This is a genomic window from Tessaracoccus yangjingae (assembly GCF_054483935.1).
Genome location: NZ_CM137014.1, coordinates 497,341 through 517,717 on the forward strand (window position 1 = coordinate 497,341; position 20,377 = coordinate 517,717).

Consider the following 20,377-nt stretch of genomic DNA (forward strand, 5'->3'; position numbering starts at 1 on the left):
TGTGTGCTGGGCGGGAGGGGGAGGGGGTTTGAGCACAAGGCAGGGGCCACGAGGGTTTGAACCTTCACCATGGCCCGTTTCGCGGTTTGACCCGTGCCATGTGCTCAAACCCCTCCACCCGCCAGGCACTCAGAGGCGGTTGCCGTCCTCGGCGCGGGTGCCGGTCCAGCGGTCGACGGAGGGCTCGATCCGCTCCGGCGCATCGACGAAGCCCCGCGCCGCCTTGAGCGACGCATGGGTGGGCGCGTCAGGCACGTGGGCCGGCTTCAGCGCCGCGAACTCCTTCCGAAGCACCGGCACCACCTCCTCGCCGAGCAGATCGAGCTGCTCCAGCACGGTCTTCTGCGGCAGGCCCGCGTGGTCCATGAGGAACAGCTGACGCTGGTAGTCGCCCGCGTACTCCCGGAACCCGAGCACCCGCTCGATCACCTGCTGGGGCGACCCCACGGTCAGCGGAGTCTCCCGGGTGAACTCCTCGAGCGACGGGCCGCCGCCGTAGACCGGCGCGTTGTCGAAGTAGGGCCGGAACTCGCGGACGGCGTCCTGCGAGTTCTTCCGCATGAACACCTGCCCGCCGAGCCCGACGATGGCCTGGTCCGCGCGGCCGTGGCCGTAGTGCTCGAAGCGACGCCGGTACAGGTCCACCATGCGCCGCGTGTGGCTCGGGGGCCAGAAGATGTTGTTGTGGAAGAAGCCGTCGCCGTAGTAGGCGGCCTGCTCCGCGATCTCGGGGGAGCGGATCGAGCCGTGCCACACGAACGGTGGGACGCCGTCGAGCGGGCGGGGCGCAGACGTGAAGCCGTGGAGCGGCGTGCGGAACTTCCCCTCCCACGTCACCATATCCTCGCGCCACAGCTGGTGGAGCAGCGAGTAGTTCTCCACCGCCAAAGCGATGCCGTCGCGGATGTCCTTACCGAACCACGGATACACCGGCCCGGTGTTGCCGCGACCCATCATGAGGTCGACGCGGCCGCCGGACAGGTGTTGCACGTAGGCGTAGTCCTCGGCCAGGCGCACCGGGTCGTTGGTGGTGATCAGGGTGGTGGCCGTCGAGAGGATCAGCCGCTCGGTGGCCGCGGCCAGGTAGGCCATGAGGACGGGCGGGTTGCCGGGCGCGACGAAGGGCGGGTTGTGGTGCTCCCCCGTCGCGAAGACGTCGAGGCCCACCTCCTCGGCCTTTCTCGCCAACTCCACCGTCGCCCGGATCCGCTCCTGCTCCGTCGGCGTGCGGCCGGTCGTGGGGTCCGTGGTGACGTCCCCGATGGTGAAGATGCCGAACTGCATTCTCTGCTCCCAACTCCGATTGCTTACCTCTACGGTAACCCAAACAAGTTGAAAACGAAACTATTCCCGTCAGGCGGCCTGATACTGCGCTGAGGCCGCGCGGCGCGCCATCAGCCACATGACCCCGCCGGTCACCATGAGCACCGCCCCGGTGCCGCCGAGAATGATCGCCCCGATGAGCGCGCGCACCGCGCCGACGTCGTTGCGCACGTCCAGGGGCGGGGCGACGACGACGCCGTCGCCCTCCTGGCACACGATGATGTAGTCGCCCGACAGCTCACCGGGGCCGCCCATCTTGCCGATCGACTCGTACGTGACGTCGTTGAGCGGGAACGTGAAGAAGCCCTCGAGCGCCAGGTTCGGCACCGCGTCGGTGGGACCGTATACGTCACAGGTGGGCACCACGCCGGCCGGCGCGTAGACCACCTGGATCTCGCCGTCGGTGACGGGGACGACGGTGTCGCCGTCCACCCGGATCACCCCGGCCGCCTCGGGCACCACCCGCGTCAGCCCCTGGCCTGCGGTGACACCCCAGAGGATCCCCGCCAACAGGAGCAGCGACCCGATGAGGGCGAGGATCGGGGCCACCTTGCCGTGCGGCTGCAGGGTGCTCATGGGCGCCTCAGCAGACCTTGCGGGTCCAGCCGAACTTGTCCTCCGCGCGCCCGAACTGGATGTCGACCAGGTGCTGGCGGATGGCGCGCGTCTTCGGGCCGGGCCGGCCGTCGGCCACCGTCTGCACGCCGCGCTGGGGCGAGTTGAAGCCGGTGATCGGCGTGACGACGGCGGCCGTCCCGCACGCGAACACCTCGGGGATCTGGCCGGACTCGACGCCGTCGAGCACCTCGTCGACGGAGATGGCACGCTCGACGGGGGTGAGCCCGTGCTCGGAGGCCAGCGCCAGGATGGACTCGCGTGTCACGCCGGCCAGGATGGAGCCGAGGGCCGGGGTGACCAGCTCGTCGTCGGCGGTGACGAACATGACGTTCATCGTGCCGCACTCCTCCACCCACTTGTGCTCGGCCCCGTCGGTCCACAGCACCTGGCTGCAGCCGTTGGCGTAGGCCTCCTGCGTGGCGACGAGGCTCGCGGCGTAGTTGCCGCCGCACTTCGCGGTGCCGGTGCCGCCGGGGGCCGCGCGCGTGTAGTTGGGCGTGATCCAGAGCTTGACCGGCTCCGAGTAGTACGGGCCTGCCGGGGTGGCGATGACGGCGAAGCGGTAGCTGTTGGCCTCGCGGACGCCGAGGTAGGGCTCGGAGGCGATCATGAACGGGCGCAGGTAGAGGCTCTGCTCGTTCTCGCCCACCGGCACCCAGTCGCGCTCCAGCTTGACGAGCTCGGTGACCGAATCGAGGAACAGCTCCTCGGGCAGCACCGCCATGCCCATCCGCTTGGCGGACTGCACGAAGCGGGCGGCGTTGCGCTCGGGCCTGAACAGCCAGATGGAGTCGTCATCGCGGCGGTAGGCCTTGAGGCCCTCGAAGATCTCCTGCCCGTAGTGCAGGACCGCGGCCGCCGGGTGCAGGGCCCACTCCGTCATGGGCACGATCCGCGGCTCCTGCCAGCCGTCGCCGGCCTGGAAGTCGATGACGGCCATGTGATCCACGTAGTAGCGGCCGAAACCGGGGTCCGCGAGCGCGGCCAGGCGGGCGGCGTCCGAGGTGGGCGTGGTGGTGCGGGTGAGCGAGAACATGGCCATGGTCACTGATGGTAGACCCCCGGTTTTCCACCGTCCCCGGTGTCCACAGGTTCGACCGCCTCCGCGATGGAGCCGTCCGGACGCAGCTCGAGCCGCCTGTCGACGGCGAGCCGGGCCAGGAAGTCGTCGTCGTGGGAGACCACGAGCAGCCCTCCGCGGTACTGCGTCAGGGCGTCGACGAGGACCCCGACGGTGGCTAGATCGAGGTTGTTGGTGGGCTCGTCGAGGATCAGCAACTGGGCGGGCGGTTCGGCCAGGAGGAGCGCGGCCAGCGCGGCCCGGAACCGCTCGCCTCCGGAGAGGGTGCCGAGCGGGCGGAGCACGGTGTCGCGGCGGAGCCCGAACCTGGCGAGGCGGTTGCGGATGGTCCCCGGGTCGACGGTGGGCGCGGCCTCGCGGACACAGTCCAGGACGGCCATGCGGTCGTCGAGGTGGTCGAGGCGCTGGGGCAGATACCCGACGCGCGCGGTGATCGACCCCGTCGGGCCGTGCCCGGGCCTGTCCGCCGTGGCCACCATGGACCCGATGAGCACCGTCTTGCCCACACCGTTGGGACCGGTCAGCGCGACCCGCTCCGGCCCCTGGATCACGTGCACCGCGCCGTCGGACCCGCGCAGCTCCGCCAGCCGCCGCCCCGCCCCGACACCCGGGTCCGGCAGGTCGATGCGCACGCGGTCGTCGTCGCGGAGGCGCGCCTCGGCGTCGTCGACGGCGGACCGCGCGGCCGCGATCTTCTCGTCGAACTCCCCCCTGGCCTTCGCGACGGCCTTCTCGGAGCGGTTCGCGTAGAAGTCCCGGGCCGCCTTGCTCACGCCGCGGGCGGCGGCCGGTTTGCCCGCGTGCTCCCGCCTGGCAAGGCGCTTCTCCGCCTCCACCTTCTGCCGGCGCTCGATGCGCAGCCGCTGCTCGGCCGTTCGGAGAGCGCGCTGGGCCGCCTCCTGCGCCACACCCACCGCATCGCGGTACACCTCCCAGTTGCCGCCGAACAGCTCGACCCCGCCGTCTCGGACCTCGACGATGGCCCCGACCCGGCGCAGGAGTTCCACGTCGTGGCTGACCACCACGGCGGTGCGGCGCCAGCGCTCGAGGAGGTCGTAGACGCGGGCACGGGTGTCGCGGTCGAGGTTGTTGGTGGGCTCGTCGAGAAGCACCACGTCGAGGCGGCGCACGCTCAGCCCCACCAGTGCCACGAGCATCGCCTCGCCCCCGGACAGGGTGCCGACGGGGCGGTCGAGCCCCAGGTCCAGACCGACGGCGCCCAACTCCTCGGCGGCGCGGGCCTCGATGTCCCAGTCGTCGCCCACCGCGTCGAAGTGGGCAGGATCGGGGTCGCCGGCGGCGATGGCGCCGATCGCGTCGACCTGCGCCCTGATGCCGAGGAGGTCGGCAACGGTGTCGTCGGTGCGCAGGATCAGGTCCTGCGGCAGGTGACCGAGGCGACCCTCGACGGTGACGGCGCCCGCCGTCGGGACGAGCTCGCGGGTGATGAGCTTCAGCAGGGTGGACTTGCCCGAGCCGTTGTCGCCGACGACCCCGGTGACCCCCGGCGGAAACGCGACGGTGACGTCGTCGAGGCAGGCGGCGCCGTCCGGCCAGGCGAGGTGGACGTGGTTGAACGTGACAGAAAACAAGAGGCACTCCGATCGATCAGCTTGGGGGCGCTGAGACCGGAGCGGACAGCTCGACGGGCCTCAGCGCAGGGGCGCGGTGCCGATCAGATCTGTCACTGGAGTGCTCCTCGTGCGGGAATACGTCCCGACCATGATGCCATGCAGCGGGCCAGGAAGACACTGCTCGACGTAGCGGGCCAGGATGACACTGCTCGACAAACCAGACGTGGGATGCGCAGGAGGGTGGGGGTCGGCAGGGCGGCTCCGCGTAGGAAAACACTGTTCGACGAACCAGACGTCGGATGCGCAGGAGGGTGGGGGACGGCAGGGCGGCTGGGCGCAGGGATGCCCAACCCGATGGGCACCCAGAAGAACCCGCCTGAAGCAGGCTCGAGCCAGGGCCGCCCTGACGGCACCCGCCCGGACCCGACCACACCACAGGCAGACGAGTGCAGGGAGACGTGAGACGAGGCCCGGGCGGCCTCAACTACCCGACCACAGCCAAGCACACGGCCGACAAGCAGACGGCGGACAAGGGCCGCACGGGCCTCGTGTCAGGGCTCCCTGCACCGCCAGCGGGACTTGACCGACGCGGCGTCGGGGTCGGGTCCACACGAAGCCAACGTTGGCTTCGACACGCGCGGAGCCGCAAGCGGCTCGGCGCGGCTCAACCAGCGGAAAGGGGCCCGGCTCAAGCAGCGCAAGGGGGCCAGTCTGGAGGCGAGCGGGCGTTAGGTGAGTGCGAGGGTGGGGGACGGCAGGGCGGCTGGGCGCAGGGATGCCCAACCCGAGGGGCACCCAGAAGAACCCGCCTGAAGCAGGCTCGAGCCAGGGCCGCCCTGCCGGCACCCGCCCGGACCCGACCACGCCACATGACAACGAGTGCAGGGAGACGTGAGACGAGGCCCGGGCGGCCTCAACCACCCGACCGCAACCAAGCACGCGGCCGACAAGCAGACGGCGAACACGGGCCGCACGGGCCTCGACTCAGGGCTCCCGGCACCCAACAGCGGTACCCGGGTCCCTGGACAGGCGCACGACGGTTTCGACACGCGCTGAGCCGCAGGCGGCTCGGCGCGGCTCAACCAGCGGAAGGGGCGGCTCGGCGCGGCTCAACCAGCCGTCGGGAGAGCGGTCAGTCCTGGGGGATGCGGCCCTCGAGCGCCCAGGCGAGGAACTCCTTCAAGTCACCCGTCTCGCCGTCGCGACCCCCGCGGCCGATCACCAGGGGCGCAAGCGTGGGCTCGAGCTTGACGCCGCGCAGCCGCTCCATCCAGCCACCGGGGACGGTCAGCGAGTAGTAGTTGCCCTCGGTGTCGATGCCGACGGAGTGGTTGGTGCGCAGGTACCAGCCCACCTTGTCCGTCTTCACCGGGTGCCCGCTCAGCGTCTTCGCCTGCAGCGGCCTGGGTTCCAGCCCTTGGGCGCGCGCGGCGACGATGAACTCGTCGATGAGCACCTTCGCCCGGGCGGCCTCCGCGCGGGCGTGCCCCTCGGTGAGCTCGTGCCGGATCTTGGCCGCCTTCTGGCGCTCGCTGAGTTCCTCTGCCACCCCTCAAGGCTAGACGACGATACCCGGCTCAGATCGTGAAGCCCCCGTCGACCAGGATCTCCTGGCCGGTGATGTAGGCCGCCTCGTTCGTGGAGAGGAACGCGACCGCCGCCGCGACCTCCTCAGGCTCCCCGAACCTGCGCGCAGGGATGGTGGACTTGAGGCGCTGCGCGTCGGCCGCGTCCGTGTGGAGCCGCTTCAGACGTTCCGTGGCCGTGTACCCGGGCGCGACGGTGTTGCAGGTGACCCCGTCGGCCGCGACCTCCATCGCCAGCGTCCGCAGGTGGTTGGTCACCGCGGCGCGCATGGCGTTGCTCACCGGAAGCGTGAGGGCCGGGCGCCGCACCGTCAGGCTGGTGATCGCGACGATCCTCCCCCACCCCCTGGACCGCATGCCGGCCAGCACGCCGTCGACCAGCCGCACCGTCGACATGAACGTGGTCTCGAACCCCGCGCCCCAGGCGTCCTCCGTGACCTGGCTGGGCAGCCCCGGCGGCGGTCCGCCGGCGTTGCTGACCAGGATGTCCACGTCGCCTGACCGGTCGATCAGGCGCAGCACATCATCCACGTGGCTCACGTCCGCCGGCACCCAGGAGGCGCCGATCCGTGCCGCTGCCGCCTTCAGCTCGGCCGCGTTGCGGGCCGCGATGGTGACGTCTGCCCCCATCTCGCGCAACGCCTTCGCCGTGGCGAACCCGATGCCCCTGCTCGCCCCCGTGACCAGGGCGCGCTTCCCGTCGATCCTGAACATGCCCATGGCACGACGCTACTCCGCCCGCGGGCCTGCCAGGAGCCAAACCGCGACCCCCGCCCATCCTCCCCGGCACCCGTCTGAGAAACTGGCACCGACGGTTCCCAAGGAGGTCCCCATGCCGGAATTTCGCTACGTTGACATGCTGCCGATCGGGCACGACGAGACGCCCTACCGCCTGCTCACCACAGAGGGCGTGGAGGTCGTGGAGGGCCCCGAGGGCCGGCGGTTCCTCAAGGTGGCGCCGGAGGCGCTGACGCTCCTGGCCGAGACCGCGATGCACGACATCGCCCACTACCTGCGCCCCGCGCACCTGCAGCAGCTGCGCAACATCCTCGACGACGAGGAGGCCTCCCCCAACGACAAGTTCGTGGCGCTGGACCTCATGAAGAACGCCAACATCGCCGCCGGCGGGGTGCTGCCGATGTGCCAGGACACCGGCACCGCGATCATCATGGGCAAGCGCGGCCAGCAGGTCCTGAGCGAGGGCACCGACGAGCGCCCGCTGTCGATGGGCGTGTTCAACGCCTACACCAAGCTCAACCTGCGCTACTCGCAGAACGCGCCGCTGACCATGTGGGACGAGCGCAACACCGGCTCCAACCTGCCCGCGCAGATCGAGCTGTACGCAGACACCGCCGAGGGCCACGAGAAATCCTACAAGTTCCTCTTCATGGCCAAGGGCGGCGGCTCGGCGAACAAGAGCTACCTGTACCAGGAGACGAAGGCGGTGCTGAACCCCGCGTCGATGATGAAGTTCCTGGAGGAGAAGCTCCGCTCGCTGGGCACCGCGGCCTGCCCGCCGTACCACCTGGCCATCGTCGTGGGCGGCACCTCGGCCGAGTTCGCGATGAAGACGGCCAAGTACGCCTCCGCGAAGTACCTCGACACGCTCCCCACCGAGGGCTCGATGGCGGCCAACGGCTTCCGAGACGTCGAGCTGGAGAACGAGGTGCTGGAGCTCACCCGCAAGCTCGGCATCGGCGCGCAGTTCGGCGGCAAGTACTTCTGCCACGACGTCCGCGTCATCCGCCTCCCCCGGCACGGCGCGTCGCTGCCGGTGGCGATCGCGGTCAGCTGCTCCGCTGACCGCCAGTGCCTCGGCAAGATCACCCCGGAGGGCGTGTTCATCGAGCAGCTCGAGTTCGACCCGGCCCGCTTCATGCCCGAGCACGTCGACGAGGAGCTCGACGCGCAGACCGACGGCATCACCGGCACCGGCCAGGGCGCGGCGGTGCGCATCGACCTCAACCGCCCCATGCCCGAGATCCTTGACGAGCTGCGCAAGCACCCCGTCAAGACGCGCGTCATGCTGAACGGGCCCCTCATCGTGGGCCGCGACATCGCGCACGCCAAGATCAAGGAGCGCCTCGACGCCGGCGAGCCCATGCCGCAGTACCTCAAGGACCACCCCGTCTACTACGCCGGCCCGGCGAAGACGCCCGAGGGCATGGCGTCGGGGTCGTTCGGCCCCACGACGGCTGGGCGCATGGACTCCTACGTGGACCAGTTCCAGGGCGCGGGGGGCTCGATGATCATGCTCGCGAAGGGCAACCGCTCGAAGTCCGTCACCGACGCGTGCCACAAGCACGGCGGGTTCTACCTCGGTTCCATCGGCGGCCCCGCCGCCCGGCTGGCGCAGGACTGCATCAAGCACGTCGAGGTGGTCGAGTACCCCGAGCTGGGGATGGAGGCCATCTGGAAGATCGACGTGGTGGACTTCCCGGCCTTCATCATCGTCGACGACAAGGGCAACGACTTCTTCGCCGAGGTGAACAAGCCCATCGCGCTGAGCATCCCGAAGCGCGAAGGGATCTGACTCCACGACGCCCGGATGAGAGTTTTCTCATCCGGGCGTCGTGCTGCCCTCATCGGGGCGCGGTTGACTGGTGCCGTCGAGGAGGTCTGGGATGAGACGAACGCTGGCCGGGCTGGTGCTGATCGTGGCGGTGGCCGCCGCGGGCGTGTGGGCGGTGGCGGTCATGTCCCGCCCCACGAGCGCCCCCGAGCGGGAGCCGGCCCTGGTGGTGCCGGCCGCCGGTTCACCCACACCGGTGGCGACGCCGTCGGTGGCCCCCTCGGTCGCCCCCTCAGTCACGCAGAGCCCCCCGAACCCTGAGGCCACCCAGGCCCCCGGCACCGCGTCGGCGCCCAAGCCCAGCGCGTACGACGACGATGATGACGACAAGGATGACGACCGCTCCGGCTCGGGCAAGGACGACGACGACAAGGACGACGACGACTGACGGCTGACCGGCCGGGGCGTCAGGGTCGAACGCAGCCGAGGCCGCGCGGCTGGCCGCCGCAGGCCGGGGGCGGGTCACACCAGCCGGTAGCCCATCCCCCGCACTGTCTCGAACCGCTCCCTGCCCAGCTTCCCGCGCAGGTAGCGCACGTACACGTCGACGACGTTGGAGCCCGGGTCGAAGTCGAATCCCCACACGTTGCTCAGCAGCTGCTCGCGGCTCAGCACCTGTCCGGGGTTGCGCAGGAACGTCTCGGCAAGGGCGAACTCCCGCGCCGAGAGGTCCACCGACCGCTCCCCCACCGTCGCGCGGCGCGTCCTGAGGTCCAGGGTCAGCCCGTTGTGGCTGAGCTGCGTCGGGTCTCCGCCGGAGGTCCCCGTGTCGGTGCGCAGGCGCAGCCGGATCCGCGCCAGCAGCTCCTCGAAGGAGAACGGCTTGGGCATGTAGTCGTCGGCGCCGCCCTCGAGGCCGGCCACGCGGTCCGCCACCGACGAGCGGGCCGTGAGCAGGATCACCGGCACCGCCACGCCCTGGCCCCGGATGCGTTCCAGCACCTCGAACCCGTCGATGTCCGGCAGGCCCACGTCGAGGACCACGAGGTCGAACCCGCCGTGGATGGCCAGCGAGGCGCCCTCCGCGCCGCTCGCCGTCGCATGGGACGTGAACCCCGCGGACTTCAGCCCCTTCGCAATGAACGCGGCGATCCGCGTCTCGTCCTCGATGATCAGGATGGTGCTCATGTGACGTCTACCTCCTCGACGGCGCGCTCCGGCCCGAGCGGCAGATTGATGGTGAACGTGGACCCGACGCCGGGCTCGGACTCGATGTCCAGGCGCCCGCCGTGCGCCGCCACGATCGACTCGACGATGCTGAGGCCCAGCCCGGCGCCCGGCGCGTGGTCCTCGGCCTCGCGGGTGCGCCCGAACCGCCGACGCACGGAGTCCAGCTGATCCGGCGCGATCCCGATCCCCTCGTCGCGGACCCACAGCTGCACCTCGCCGCGGTGCAGCCGCGACCCCAGGGAGATGGCCGACCTCGGCGACGAGTACTTCACCGCGTTGGCCGCCAGCTGGAGCCACGCCTGGGTGATCCGCGCCGGATCCAGCCACGCGTCGGCGGACGCGACCCGCTCCAGCCGCCACACCCGGTCTCCGAGGGCCCTCGCCTTCTCCAGCGTCTGGTCCGTGAGCGGCGCGAGGTCCACCCACCGCGGCTGGACGAAGTCGACCTCGCCCGCCCTGGCGAGCATGAGGAGGTCGTTGACGAGCACCCCCATCCGGTCCACCTCCTCCAGCACCAGGTCCCGGGTCTGGCGGACGTCCGTGGGGTCGTGCACGTCGACGAGCTCCATGTGCCCGCGGACCACGGTGATGGGGGTGCGCAGCTCGTGACCCACGTCGTCGAGGAGCTGCCGCTGGCCCTCGACGGAGTGCTGGACCCGGTCCAGCATGAGGTTGAGGGTCGCGGACAGGGCGGTGAGGTCGTCGTTGCCGCGGAGGGGGACGCGGGTGGTGAGATCGCGCTGGTCGATGGACTCGGCGGCCTCGCGCAGCTCCTCGATGGGCCGCAGCAGCCGGCCGACCACCAGCCAGGCCACGAACACCACCAGAGCCAGCGTGGCCAGGGCGACGGCCCAGTAGACCGTCATGGTGCGGCTGAGCTCGGCCTCGGCGAGATCGCGGTCCACCACGTGCAGGAGGGCCCCGGTCTCGGTGGGGAACTTCACGGGCACGAGCAGCAGGTGGTAGTTGCCGGCCGCCGTGCGGACCCGCTCCAGGATGATCTCGTCGCCGGTGGCCCAGGGCGTGGCCATGGCCATCAGCTCGGCGTCGTCTTCCGGCCGCAGCGGCACGTCCTCGGAGGCCACCCACCGCACCTGGGACCCGACGAACGCCACCTCGCCCTCACCCGGCCCCACGACGGTGCGCTCGAGGTAGGTGCGCAGGAGCTCGGAGGGCCCGGCGAAGGCCGCCCCCGTCGTCGGGTCCACCCCGCGGGAGGCCAGCACCCGCAACTCGTCGCGGGTGCGCTCCAGCTGCGCGTCGAGGTTGGCCGAGATGGCCCGGTCCTGCACGATCGCCACGATGGCACCGGAGGTGAGCAGCGACAGGCCCGCGAGCAGCACCATCGCCCACATGATGCGGGCCCGGATGGTGACCCGGGCCGTGCGCTGGGGGTCGGTGGCGGTCATGGCCCCAGTCTGCCCGCTCCCGCAGCGCCGGCGCCCTGGATGAGAGAGGTCTCACGCTCCTGTACTGGCAGCCCTCATGTTCCGGCTGTCTGATGGTGTCCACAGCCACCCACGAAGGAGCAGATCATGGCACTCTCACCACTCACCTGGTTCGCAGCCGCAGCGCTCGGCGTCACCGCCGTCGGAGGAGGACTGTTCGCCTCCGCCGTCAACCAGCCCGAGCTCGCCCGGCCCGCCGCCACCGTCTCGTCCTCGCTGTCGCCGAGCGACGACGACACCCTGCCGATCCTGGTCCCGGCCGGATCCGCGAGCCCCTCCTCGAGCTCGAGCCCGTCGTCCTCGACCCTCAGCCCCTCGTCGGCTTCCGCGTCGCCGTCGGCGACCACCGACGACAAGGGCGGCCTGCGTGATCGCGACGACCGCGTCGAGCCCGGCGACGACCGCACCTCCCGTTATGACGACGACTGGGACGACCGGTACGACGACGACCTGGACGACCGGTACGACGACCTGGACGATCGCTGGGACGACCGGGACGATGACGGTCGCGACGACGACTCGGATGATCGCTACGACGACTCCGACGACCGCCACGACGACTCCGACGACCGCCACGACGACGATGACGACGACGACCGCTGGGACGACTCGGACGATCGCCACGACCACGATGACGACAAGTGGGACGACGACTGACCCGTCGGCCGCTGAACCGTCCACCTGACACCGACGCCCAGACGCTCCCCAGCGTCTGGGCGTCGTCTGCCGTGCGACCGACCGTTGAGCCTGACACGGCTCTCGCTGAACCCCGTTGAGCCTGATTCGAACCTCAAAGACCTTGAAACGATCGAATCACGCAAACCGGGCGTTGACCCCCATTTCAGGCTCAAGCCACGTCACCGAGAGCCGTGTCAGGCTCAAACCCCGTCACCGAGAGCCGTGTCAGGCTCAAACCCCGTCACCGAGAGCCGTGTCAGGCTCAACTCCCCACGCCGGGCGCGAGGCCAGGCCCACCGTTCATCCGGGAGTCAGGCTTGTGGAAACCTCACAACGTTTGCCGCGCGATATTGAGCCGCAACCCCTTCACTAGCGCCAATCGGGCACGCACCGACGCGCCGACTCGCGCAGCCGCCCACAGGCATGCCACATTGACTTGCAGCCCCTCACGGGCTGCCGTCGACCCCTGAGGAGTCAGAGTGTTCAAGCGCATCGCCATCGTGAACCGTGGTGAGGCCGCCATGCGGCTCATCCACGCTGTGCGGGACCTGAACGCGGAGCACCCCGACCGCGACCCGATCACGACGATCGCGCTCTACACAGACGCCGAGCGCTCCGCCATGTTCGCCCGCGAGGCCGACGAGGCCTACCCGCTGGGCCCGGCAGCCGAGCGCCCCTACCTCAACCACGAGCTGCTCGCCCGCGTCCTCACCGACGCGCGCGCCGACGCGGTCTGGGTGGGCTGGGGCTTCGTCGCCGAGGACGCGTCCTTCGCGGACCTCGTCGAGGGCCTCGGCATCACGTTCATCGGCCCCTCGGGCGACGCGATGCGCAAGCTGGGCGACAAGATCGGCTCCAAGCTCATCGCAGAGGAGGTGGGCGTCCCCGTCGCCCCGTGGTCGCGCGGCGGCGTCGACACGCTCGACGAGGCCCTCGCGGCCGCCGAGCGGATCGGCTACCCGCTCATGCTCAAGGCGACGGCGGGCGGCGGGGGCCGCGGCATCCGCAAGGTCACCACCCCCGAGGAGCTGACGGACGCGTACCAGCGCACCCGCGACGAGGCCCAGCGCGCCTTCGGCTCCGGCGTGGTGTTCCTCGAATCGCTCGTCACCGGGGCCCGGCACGTCGAGGTGCAGGTCATCGCCGACGGCCAGGGCACCGCGTGGGCCATCGGCGTGCGCGACTGCACCGTCCAGCGCCGCAACCAGAAGATCATCGAGGAGTCGGCCTCGCCGCTGCTCACCACCGAGCAGACCGACGAGCTGAAGGCGGCCGCCGAGCGGCTCGCGCTCGCCGTCGACTACCGCGGCGCCGGCACGGTGGAGTTCCTCTACCACCCCGGCGACAAGATGTTCGCGTTCCTGGAGGTCAACACCCGCCTGCAGGTAGAGCACCCCATCACCGAGGTCACCAACGAGTTCGACCTTGTCAAAGCCCAGATCCACGTGGCCGCCGGCGGCACGTTGGACGAGCGGCCCACCGAGTTCGGCCACGCCGTCGAGGCGCGCCTGAACGCCGAGGACCCTGACCGCGACTTCGCCCCGGCCCCCGGCCTGATCACCCGCCTCGACCTTCCCGCGGGCCCCGGCATCCGCGTCGACACCGGCGTCGCCGAGGGCGACTCCATCCCCGCGGACTTCGACTCGATGATCGCCAAGATCATCGCCTACGGCCGCACGCGCGACGAGGCGCTGGGCCGCCTGCGCCGCGCCATGGCCGAGACCACCGTCGTCATCGAGGGCGGCGCCACGAACAAGAGCTTCGTGCTCGAGCTGCTCAAGCAGCCCGAGGTGACCGGCCGCCAGCCGAAGCAGGCGGGCGCGCGCCGTGCCGCGGGGCCCCAGGACGCGGACATCCCGTGGGCCGACACCGGCTGGATCGACCGCACGCGCGCCGACGGCGGCCTCATCGCCGACGAGCACGCAGGCGTCGCGCTGGTGGTGGCCGCGATCGAGGCCTACGAGGAGGCCACGGCGATCGAGACCGACCGCCTGCTCACCACCGCCCACGGCGGCCGGCCGCAGACCCAGCACACCTCCGGGGCCCAGGTGGACCTCAAGCTGCGCGGCGCGGTGCACAGCGTCACCGCGTTCGCGATCGCGCCGGGGCGGTACCGCGTCGTCGTCGACGGCCAGGCCACCGAGGCGGAGCTGCACCGCCTCGACGACGTGCACGGGCGCGTCACCGTCGGCGGCGAACGGCACCGGATCATCACCGCCACACACGGGCCCATCCACCTGATCGAGGTCGACGGCGTGACCCACCGCGTCTCGCGCGACGAGGGCGGCGTGCTGCGCTCCCCCGCCCCGGCACTCGTGGTGGCGACGCCGGTGAAGGTGGGCGACGAGGTGGAGGCCGGCGCCCCGGTGGTGGTGCTCGAGTCCATGAAGATGGAGACCGCCGTCTACGCGCCCTTCGCCGCCCGCGTGAAGGAGATGCTGGTGATGACCGGGTCCCAGGTGGAGTCCATGGCGCCGCTGGTGCGCCTGGAGCCGCTTGGCAACGGCGGGGGCGCGGCGGTGGCCGTTGACTCCGCGCCGGTCGACATCCCCGTCTGCCCCCCGGTGGCGGACCCGGCGGCCCGCGCCGCCCGCCTTCTGGCCGACCTCTCCGCGACCCTGATGGGCTTCGACGTCGACCCGTCGGCCAGGACGCTGCCGCGTTACCTCGAGGCCCGCGAGGAGGCCCGCGCCGCGGGCGTCGACGTGGTGGCCGCCGAGACCGAGCTGCTCACCCTGTTCGCCGACCTCGCCGAGCTCAGCCGCAACCGGCCCTTCGGCGAGCAGGCCAACACTGAGCTGCGCGTCCACTCGGACCGTGAGCACCTGCACCGCTACCTCACCACCCTGGATGTGGACCGCGCGGGCCTGCCCGGCCACTTCGTCGACCGGCTCGCGGCCGCGCTGCGCCACTACGGCGTGGACTCGCTGGACCGCACCCCGGAGCTCGAGGCCGCGGTGTTCAGGATCTTCCTGGCGCAGAAGCGCGTCGCCTCCGACGTGCCACTGGTGCTCGGCATCCTGGACCGCTGGATCTCTGAACCGGCTCCCGACGCGGACCTGGCGGTCAGCGCCCGCGCCCAGCTGGAGCGCCTCGTGCGGGCCACGCAGCTGCGCTTCCCGGCGATCGGCGACCAGGCCAGGTCCGTGCGCTTCCGATGGTTCGACCAGCCGCAGGTCGACGCGGAACGCGCGGCGATCGTCGCGGGCGTGGGCGACGAGGTGGAGGCCCTCGCGGCCGCCCCGGACGCCCCTGACTACGACGAACGCATCGCGCGCCTGGCCGCGATCCCCGAGTGGACGGCGAACTTCCTCGCGGTGCGGCTGGGCCGCGGCGTGCCCGCGCACGAGCCCATGCTCGAGGTGCTGCTGCGCAAGTACTACACCGACTACGGCCTCACCGACGTCCAGCGGCTGACGGTGGGTGGCCGCTCCGTCGTGCTCGGCGACTACGTGCTGGGCGAGCGGCCCCGCCGCTTCGTCACCACCGTGGGGCTGGCCGAGGAGCTCGCCGCCGGGGGCCCGTTGGAGTCCCTGGTGTCGTCGCAGGTGGCCGGGCGCACCCCCGGTCACGACGCCGTCGTCGAGTTGTACGTGCTGTGGCCGCAGCGCCCCGACGGCGACGCGCTGGGTGAGGAGCTGCTGGAGCGGCTGCGGTCGTGGGCGTGGGACGACGCGGTGACCCGGGTGGCGGTCGCGGTCTGCACCGCCGACGGCGACGTCGAGTACCGCACGTTCCGGTTCACCGACGGCGCGCTCGCCGAGGACGAGAAGATCCGCGGGCTCCCGCCGATGGTGGGCCGCCGCCTGGATCTGTGGCGGCTGCGCGACTTCGACACCACCCGCCTGCCCGCCCCCGCCGACGTGCTGCTCTTCGAGTGCGTGGCCAAGACCAACCCGGAGGACCGGCGGCTCGTGGCGATGGCGCAGGTGCGCCAGCTGGCCGTGGTCCGCGACCCCGAGGGCATGCTCATCGGGCTGCCGCACGCGGAGCGCGCCGTGGCGAACTGCCTGGAGGCCATCCGCCGCACCCGCTCCGCGCGCGGCAAGGCCGGCTCGAAGCTGGACATGAACCACGTGTGGGTGCATGTCTGGCCGGAGATCGACCTCGACATCGACGACATCAAGCCGCTGCAGGACCGGATCACGCCGCTGTCCGACGGCGCAGGCATCGAGGAGGTGCTCTGCCAGGGCCGGTTCGTCCGCCCGGACCGCACGATTCCGCTCGCGGTGCGGTTCCACGCGCAGCCGGGCGCGGGCGTCACCACCACGGTGACCGCTCCGCCCACCGAGCCGCTCAAGCCGCTCGACGACTACGCGGGCAAGGTGCTCCGTGCACGTCGTCGCGGGCTGGTCTACCCCTACGAGCTGTCCGCGACCCTCGCCGGTCCAGGCGGGTCGCTGACCGAGCTGGACCTGGACGCCGACGGCCGCCTCGTCGAGGTGGACCGGGCGCCGGGCCGCAACAAGGCCGGCATCATCGTCGCCCGGGTGACCACGCCGACGGCGCTGCACCCGGAGGGCGTGACCCGCATCGTGCTGTCCGGCGATCCGACGAAGGGCCTGGGCGCCGTGGCGGAGCCGGAGTGCTCGCGGATCATGGCCGCCGTCGACCTCGCCGAGGAGATGGGCGTACCGGTGGAGTGGTTCACGCTCAGCTCGGGCGCGCGGATCTCGATGGAGTCGGGCACCGAGAACATGGACTGGGTGGGTGCGGCGCTGCGCCGGATCGTCGAGTTCACGCAGGCGGGGGGCGAGATCAACGTCGTCGTCGCGGGGATCAACGTTGGCGCGCAGCCGTACTGGAACGCCGAGGCCACCATGCTCATGCACACCAAGGGCATCCTGGTCATGACACCGGACTCGGCGATGGTGCTCACCGGCAAGCAGTCGCTGGACTTCTCCGGCGGCGTGTCGGCGGAGGACAACTTCGGCATCGGCGGCTACGACCGCGTCATGGGGCCCAACGGCCAGGCGCAGTACTGGGCCAAGGACCTGGGCGGCGCGATGGGCATCCTGATGTCGCACTACGACCACACGTACGTGGCGCCGGGCGAGTCCGGGCCGCGACGCGCGGTGACCGGCGACGCCGTGGACCGCGACGTGTCGGACTACCCGCACAACATCGGGGCGGACTTCGCCACCGTCGGGCAGATCTTCTCGCCGGAGCACAACCCGGATCGGAAGAAGCCGTTCGACATCCGCACCGTCATCGCGGCGGTGTGCGATCAGGACCACCCGAGGGTGGAGCGGTGGGCCGGCATGGCCGAGGCCGAGACCGCCGTGGTCATCGACGCCCGGATCGGCGGGCACTCGGTGAGCGTCGTGGGCATCGAGTCGACGCCGGTGCCTCGCGCGGGCTTCCCGCCTGCCGACGGCCCGGACACGTTCACCGGCGGCACGCTGTTCCCGCGCTCGTCGAAGAAGGTGGCGCGCGCCATCAACGCGGCCTCGGGCAACCGGCCGCTGGTGGTGCTGGCGAACCTGTCGGGCTTCGACGGCTCGCCCGAGTCCATGCGCAACCTGCAGCTGGAGTACGGCGCCGAGATCGGCCGCGCGATCGTGAACTTCGACGGCCCCATCGCGTTCGTCGTGATCTCGCGGTACCACGGCGGCGCGTTCGTGGTGTTCTCCAAGAGGCTGAACGAGAACATGACGGTGCTGGCGCTCGAAGGGTCGTACGCCTCGGTGATCGGCGGCGCCCCCGCGGCGGCCGTGGTGTTCGCCGGGGACGTGGCGAAGCGGACGGCGGCGGATGCGCGGGTGGTGGAGCTGGAGTCGCGGCTGCGTGACGCGGTGCCGGAGGACCGGGCCGAGCTTCAGGTGGCGCTGGCGGACATCCGGGCGGCGGTCAGGGCCGAGAAGATCTCCGAGATCGCCTCCGAGTTCGACGGGGTGCACAACATCCACCGCGCCGTCGAGGTGGGCTCGGTGGATCGGGTGATCTCGACGGCGCAGCTGCGCCCGTCGATCGTCGAGGTGATCGAGGCGTACGGGCGCTGACGGGGCCCGCTCGTCGCATAGGCCTAGGCCTAGGCGAGGCTACTTCGCACACCTTCCGGCCTGTGCGAGGCCACTTCGCACACCTTCCGGCCTGTGCGAGGCGTCCTCGCACACCGTCGGCGTCTTCGCACACCGTATTGGGTGTGCAAAGACAGCCGCGCTATGCGAAGTGCCCCCGTCCGGGTCCCGCGGACCCGGGTTAGGCTCAAGCTCGTGACCGACGACGACCTCTGGGAGATCACCCGCTCGAGACTGTTCTGGGCCGGGATCCTGGCCAACGGGGTGACCACCGACGAGGGGGCCGCCGCCGTCGAGGCCGCCCTCCCGACGCGTCCGTCGTCGAAGGCCGCCCTCGAGCGGCTCCATCACCTCGCCACCGGCGAGCTCACGGGAATGCTCGCGCTGCTCTCGGACGACGAGCCGCGCTGGACCGGCGGCCACGGCACCACCGTCGGAGACATCCGCTACCTCGCCCGCTGAGGACGACGCAGCAGCCTCATCCCGTTGACGATCACGATGAGCACCGATGCCTCGTGCACCAGCATCCCGAGCGACATCGTCACCCCGCCGGACAGCACCCCGGCCAGCAGGAGGGAGACGGTGACCAACGCGATCGCGATGTTCTGCCGCATCACCCGTGCCGTGCGCTTCGCCAGCGAGATGGCCTCGGGGATCCGGTCGAGCCGGCTGGTCATCAGCGCGATGTCGGCGGTCTCCACGGCCACCGGTGAGCCCGCGGCCCCCATCGCGATCCCGACGTCGGCCAGCGCCAGGGCCGGTGCATCGTTGACGCCGTCGCCCACCATCGCGACGACGTGACCCTCCGCCTGGAGTGCGCGGACCACCTCGAGCTTCTGCTCCGGCAGGAGGCCCGCCTTGGCGTCGCTGATGCCGACCCGGCCGGCGATCGCCGCCGCCACGCGCTCGTTGTCGCCGGTCAGCATCAGCACCCTGCCGACGCCCGCGCGGTGAAGCTGCTCGACAAGGGCATCCGCCTCGGGCCGGACGACGTCGGCCACGGCCAGCGCGCCGATGACGTCCCCGTCGAGGGCGACGAGCAGGGGGGTGAGCCCCTTGTCGGCGAGCCTCGCCGCGACACTCTCGCCCCAGGTCACGGACCCGGCGTCAGTCACGCGGGAGATGAGGGCGAGGTTGCCCACGGCCACCTCGCGGCCCTCGACCATCGCGATCACCCCGTGCCCGGGGACCGGGCGCACCCCGTCGGGCACCGCCTGGACGGGCAGCCCCAGGCGTGCGGCCTCGGCGAGCACGGGCCGGGCGAGGGGGTGCTCCGACCCGGCCTCGGCTCGGGCCGCCCAGCCGACCACCTCGGAGGTGTCCCAGTCGCCGCGGGCGACGACGTCGGTGAGCTCGGGCGTGCCGGCGGTGATGGTGCCGGTCTTGTCGAACGCGACGACGTCGACGCGGGCAGCGGTCTCCAGGAACTCGCCACCCTTGATCAGGATGCCGTCACGGGCCGCCCGGCCGATGCCGGCCACGAGGGCCACGGGAACCGAGATGACCAGGGCCCCGGGGCAGCCGATGACCAGGAGGGTCAGGGCCAGTTCGAGGTCGCGTGTCGCGAGCCCCACCACCACGGCGAGCGCGATGATCCCCGGCGTGTACCACCGGGAGAAGCGCTCCATGAACTGCTGGCTGTGGGCCTTGGCGTCCTGCGCCTCCTCGACGCGGTGGATGATGCGGGCGAGCGTGGTGTCGGCGCCCACGCCCGTCGCGCTCACCGTGAGGAAGCCGTCGGCCACGATCGTGCCGGCGAAGACCGCCTCGTCGGAGCCCTTCTCGACGGGGATGGACTCGCCAGTGATCGCCGACTCGTCGACGGCCGCCCGGCCGCCGGAGACAAGCCCGTCCACCGGGATGCGCCCCCCGTTCTTGACCACCACGAGTTCCCCGGTGGCGACCTCCGTGGCGGGAACCTCCAGCTGCTCGCCGCCGCGGATGACGGTTGCGGTGACGGGGGCCAGGGCCACGAGCTCGGCCAGCGCCGAGCGGGTCCTGGCCAGTGTCGCGTCCTCCAGCGCGTGGCCGACGGCGAAGAGGAACGTGACGGCCGCCGCCTCCCAGTAGTTGCGGATCGCGACGGCGCCGATCGCGGCCACCGCCACCAGCAGGTCGATGCCGATCACGCCGAGCCGCAGGGAGCGGTAGGCCTTCACGACGACAGGGGCCCCGGCGACGATCGCGGCCGCCAGCATGAACCAGTCGCCCAGGGCCGGCGACGAGGCGCCGAGCGCCCAGGCCGCCGCGATCAACAGCCCCGAACCGGCGGGGACCGCCCACCGGTGGATGCGTGCATGCATGTCT

General features: G+C 71.4%; 14 protein-coding genes. 5 read left to right on the forward strand and 9 right to left on the reverse strand.

Annotated features, from left to right (window positions below; genetic code table 11):
* Positions 1–129 precede the first annotated feature (129 nt).
* The 6 genes from ACX1D3_RS02135 to ACX1D3_RS02160 all read right to left on the reverse strand — a co-directional run bounded on the left by ACX1D3_RS02135 (position 130) and on the right by ACX1D3_RS02160 (position 6,902).
* On the reverse strand, positions 130–1,284 hold the full coding sequence (locus ACX1D3_RS02135; RefSeq protein WP_458995336.1) for an LLM class flavin-dependent oxidoreductase: 1,155 nt from the start codon (positions 1,282–1,284) through the stop codon (positions 130–132).
* A 69-nt stretch (positions 1,285–1,353) separates the two neighbouring features.
* The gene (locus ACX1D3_RS02140) at positions 1,354–1,899 is read right to left on the reverse strand and encodes a hypothetical protein (protein ID WP_458995337.1); all 546 of its coding nucleotides are present in this window, start codon (positions 1,897–1,899) and stop codon (positions 1,354–1,356) included.
* A gap of 7 nt (positions 1,900–1,906) precedes the next feature.
* Complete coding sequence (locus ACX1D3_RS02145) at positions 1,907–2,983, reverse strand: branched-chain amino acid aminotransferase (protein ID WP_458995338.1); 1,077 nt, start codon at positions 2,981–2,983, stop codon at positions 1,907–1,909.
* Positions 2,984–2,985: 2 nt separating this feature from the next.
* Positions 2,986–4,614: an ABC-F family ATP-binding cassette domain-containing protein gene (locus ACX1D3_RS02150; protein WP_458995339.1), complete on the reverse strand. Its 1,629-nt coding sequence runs from the start codon at positions 4,612–4,614 to the stop codon at positions 2,986–2,988.
* 1,114 nt (positions 4,615–5,728) lie between these two features.
* Positions 5,729–6,145 carry a hypothetical protein gene (locus ACX1D3_RS02155; protein WP_458995340.1) on the reverse strand — a complete coding sequence of 139 codons (417 nt, stop codon included), beginning with the start codon at positions 6,143–6,145 and terminating at the stop codon, positions 5,729–5,731.
* Positions 6,146–6,173: 28 nt separating this feature from the next.
* Entirely contained in the window at positions 6,174–6,902 is a 729-nt protein-coding gene (locus ACX1D3_RS02160; protein WP_458995341.1) for an SDR family oxidoreductase, read from the reverse strand.
* 112 nt (positions 6,903–7,014) lie between these two features.
* Here ACX1D3_RS02160 and ACX1D3_RS02165 point away from each other — a divergent pair, with 112 nt between their 5' ends.
* Both ACX1D3_RS02165 and ACX1D3_RS02170 read left to right on the forward strand, forming a co-directional pair.
* Positions 7,015–8,715 (forward strand): fumarate hydratase, encoded by a 1,701-nt coding sequence (locus ACX1D3_RS02165; RefSeq protein ID WP_458995342.1) that lies wholly within the window; start codon positions 7,015–7,017, stop codon positions 8,713–8,715.
* A 91-nt stretch (positions 8,716–8,806) separates the two neighbouring features.
* Entirely contained in the window at positions 8,807–9,142 is a 336-nt protein-coding gene (locus ACX1D3_RS02170; protein ID WP_458995343.1) for a hypothetical protein, read from the forward strand.
* Between the two features lie 74 nt (positions 9,143–9,216).
* On the opposite strand, the gene ACX1D3_RS02175 is transcribed toward ACX1D3_RS02170, so the two are convergent.
* Both ACX1D3_RS02175 and ACX1D3_RS02180 read right to left on the reverse strand, forming a co-directional pair.
* Positions 9,217–9,882 carry a response regulator transcription factor gene (locus tag ACX1D3_RS02175; protein WP_458995344.1) on the reverse strand — a complete coding sequence of 222 codons (666 nt, stop codon included), beginning with the start codon at positions 9,880–9,882 and terminating at the stop codon, positions 9,217–9,219.
* Positions 9,879–11,333 (reverse strand): sensor histidine kinase, encoded by a 1,455-nt coding sequence (locus tag ACX1D3_RS02180; protein ID WP_458995345.1) that lies wholly within the window; start codon positions 11,331–11,333, stop codon positions 9,879–9,881. The genes ACX1D3_RS02175 and ACX1D3_RS02180 overlap by 4 nt, the downstream gene beginning before the upstream one ends.
* Before the next feature lie 126 nt (positions 11,334–11,459).
* Here ACX1D3_RS02180 and ACX1D3_RS02185 point away from each other — a divergent pair, with 126 nt between their 5' ends.
* The 3 genes from ACX1D3_RS02185 to ACX1D3_RS02195 all read left to right on the forward strand — a co-directional run bounded on the left by ACX1D3_RS02185 (position 11,460) and on the right by ACX1D3_RS02195 (position 18,532).
* Positions 11,460–12,029 carry a hypothetical protein gene (locus tag ACX1D3_RS02185; RefSeq protein WP_458995346.1) on the forward strand — a complete coding sequence of 190 codons (570 nt, stop codon included), beginning with the start codon at positions 11,460–11,462 and terminating at the stop codon, positions 12,027–12,029.
* A gap of 500 nt (positions 12,030–12,529) precedes the next feature.
* Complete coding sequence (locus tag ACX1D3_RS02190; protein WP_458995347.1) at positions 12,530–18,052, forward strand: ATP-binding protein; 5,523 nt, start codon at positions 12,530–12,532, stop codon at positions 18,050–18,052.
* Between the two features lie 213 nt (positions 18,053–18,265).
* Positions 18,266–18,532 (forward strand): hypothetical protein, encoded by a 267-nt coding sequence (locus tag ACX1D3_RS02195; RefSeq protein WP_458995348.1) that lies wholly within the window; start codon positions 18,266–18,268, stop codon positions 18,530–18,532.
* On the opposite strand, the gene ACX1D3_RS02200 is transcribed toward ACX1D3_RS02195, so the two are convergent.
* Entirely contained in the window at positions 18,517–20,373 is a 1,857-nt protein-coding gene (locus ACX1D3_RS02200) for a heavy metal translocating P-type ATPase (RefSeq protein ID WP_458995349.1), read from the reverse strand. The genes ACX1D3_RS02195 and ACX1D3_RS02200 overlap by 16 nt on opposite strands.
* Positions 20,374–20,377 lie beyond the last annotated feature (4 nt).

Coding starts and splice junctions, on each gene's coding strand:
- ACX1D3_RS02160 (WP_458995341.1), bottom strand. CDS start 6,902: ATGGGCATGTTCAGGATCGACGGGAAGCGCGCCCTGGTCACGGGGGCG.
- ACX1D3_RS02175 (WP_458995344.1), bottom strand. CDS start 9,882: ATGAGCACCATCCTGATCATCGAGGACGAGACGCGGATCGCCGCGTTC.
- ACX1D3_RS02185 (WP_458995346.1), top strand. CDS start 11,460: ATGGCACTCTCACCACTCACCTGGTTCGCAGCCGCAGCGCTCGGCGTC.
- ACX1D3_RS02140 (WP_458995337.1), bottom strand. CDS start 1,899: ATGAGCACCCTGCAGCCGCACGGCAAGGTGGCCCCGATCCTCGCCCTC.
- ACX1D3_RS02165 (WP_458995342.1), top strand. CDS start 7,015: ATGCCGGAATTTCGCTACGTTGACATGCTGCCGATCGGGCACGACGAG.
- ACX1D3_RS02200 (WP_458995349.1), bottom strand. CDS start 20,373: ATGCATGCACGCATCCACCGGTGGGCGGTCCCCGCCGGTTCGGGGCTG.
- ACX1D3_RS02170 (WP_458995343.1), top strand. CDS start 8,807: ATGAGACGAACGCTGGCCGGGCTGGTGCTGATCGTGGCGGTGGCCGCC.
- ACX1D3_RS02145 (WP_458995338.1), bottom strand. CDS start 2,983: ATGGCCATGTTCTCGCTCACCCGCACCACCACGCCCACCTCGGACGCC.
- ACX1D3_RS02180 (WP_458995345.1), bottom strand. CDS start 11,333: ATGACCGCCACCGACCCCCAGCGCACGGCCCGGGTCACCATCCGGGCC.
- ACX1D3_RS02135 (WP_458995336.1), bottom strand. CDS start 1,284: ATGCAGTTCGGCATCTTCACCATCGGGGACGTCACCACGGACCCCACG.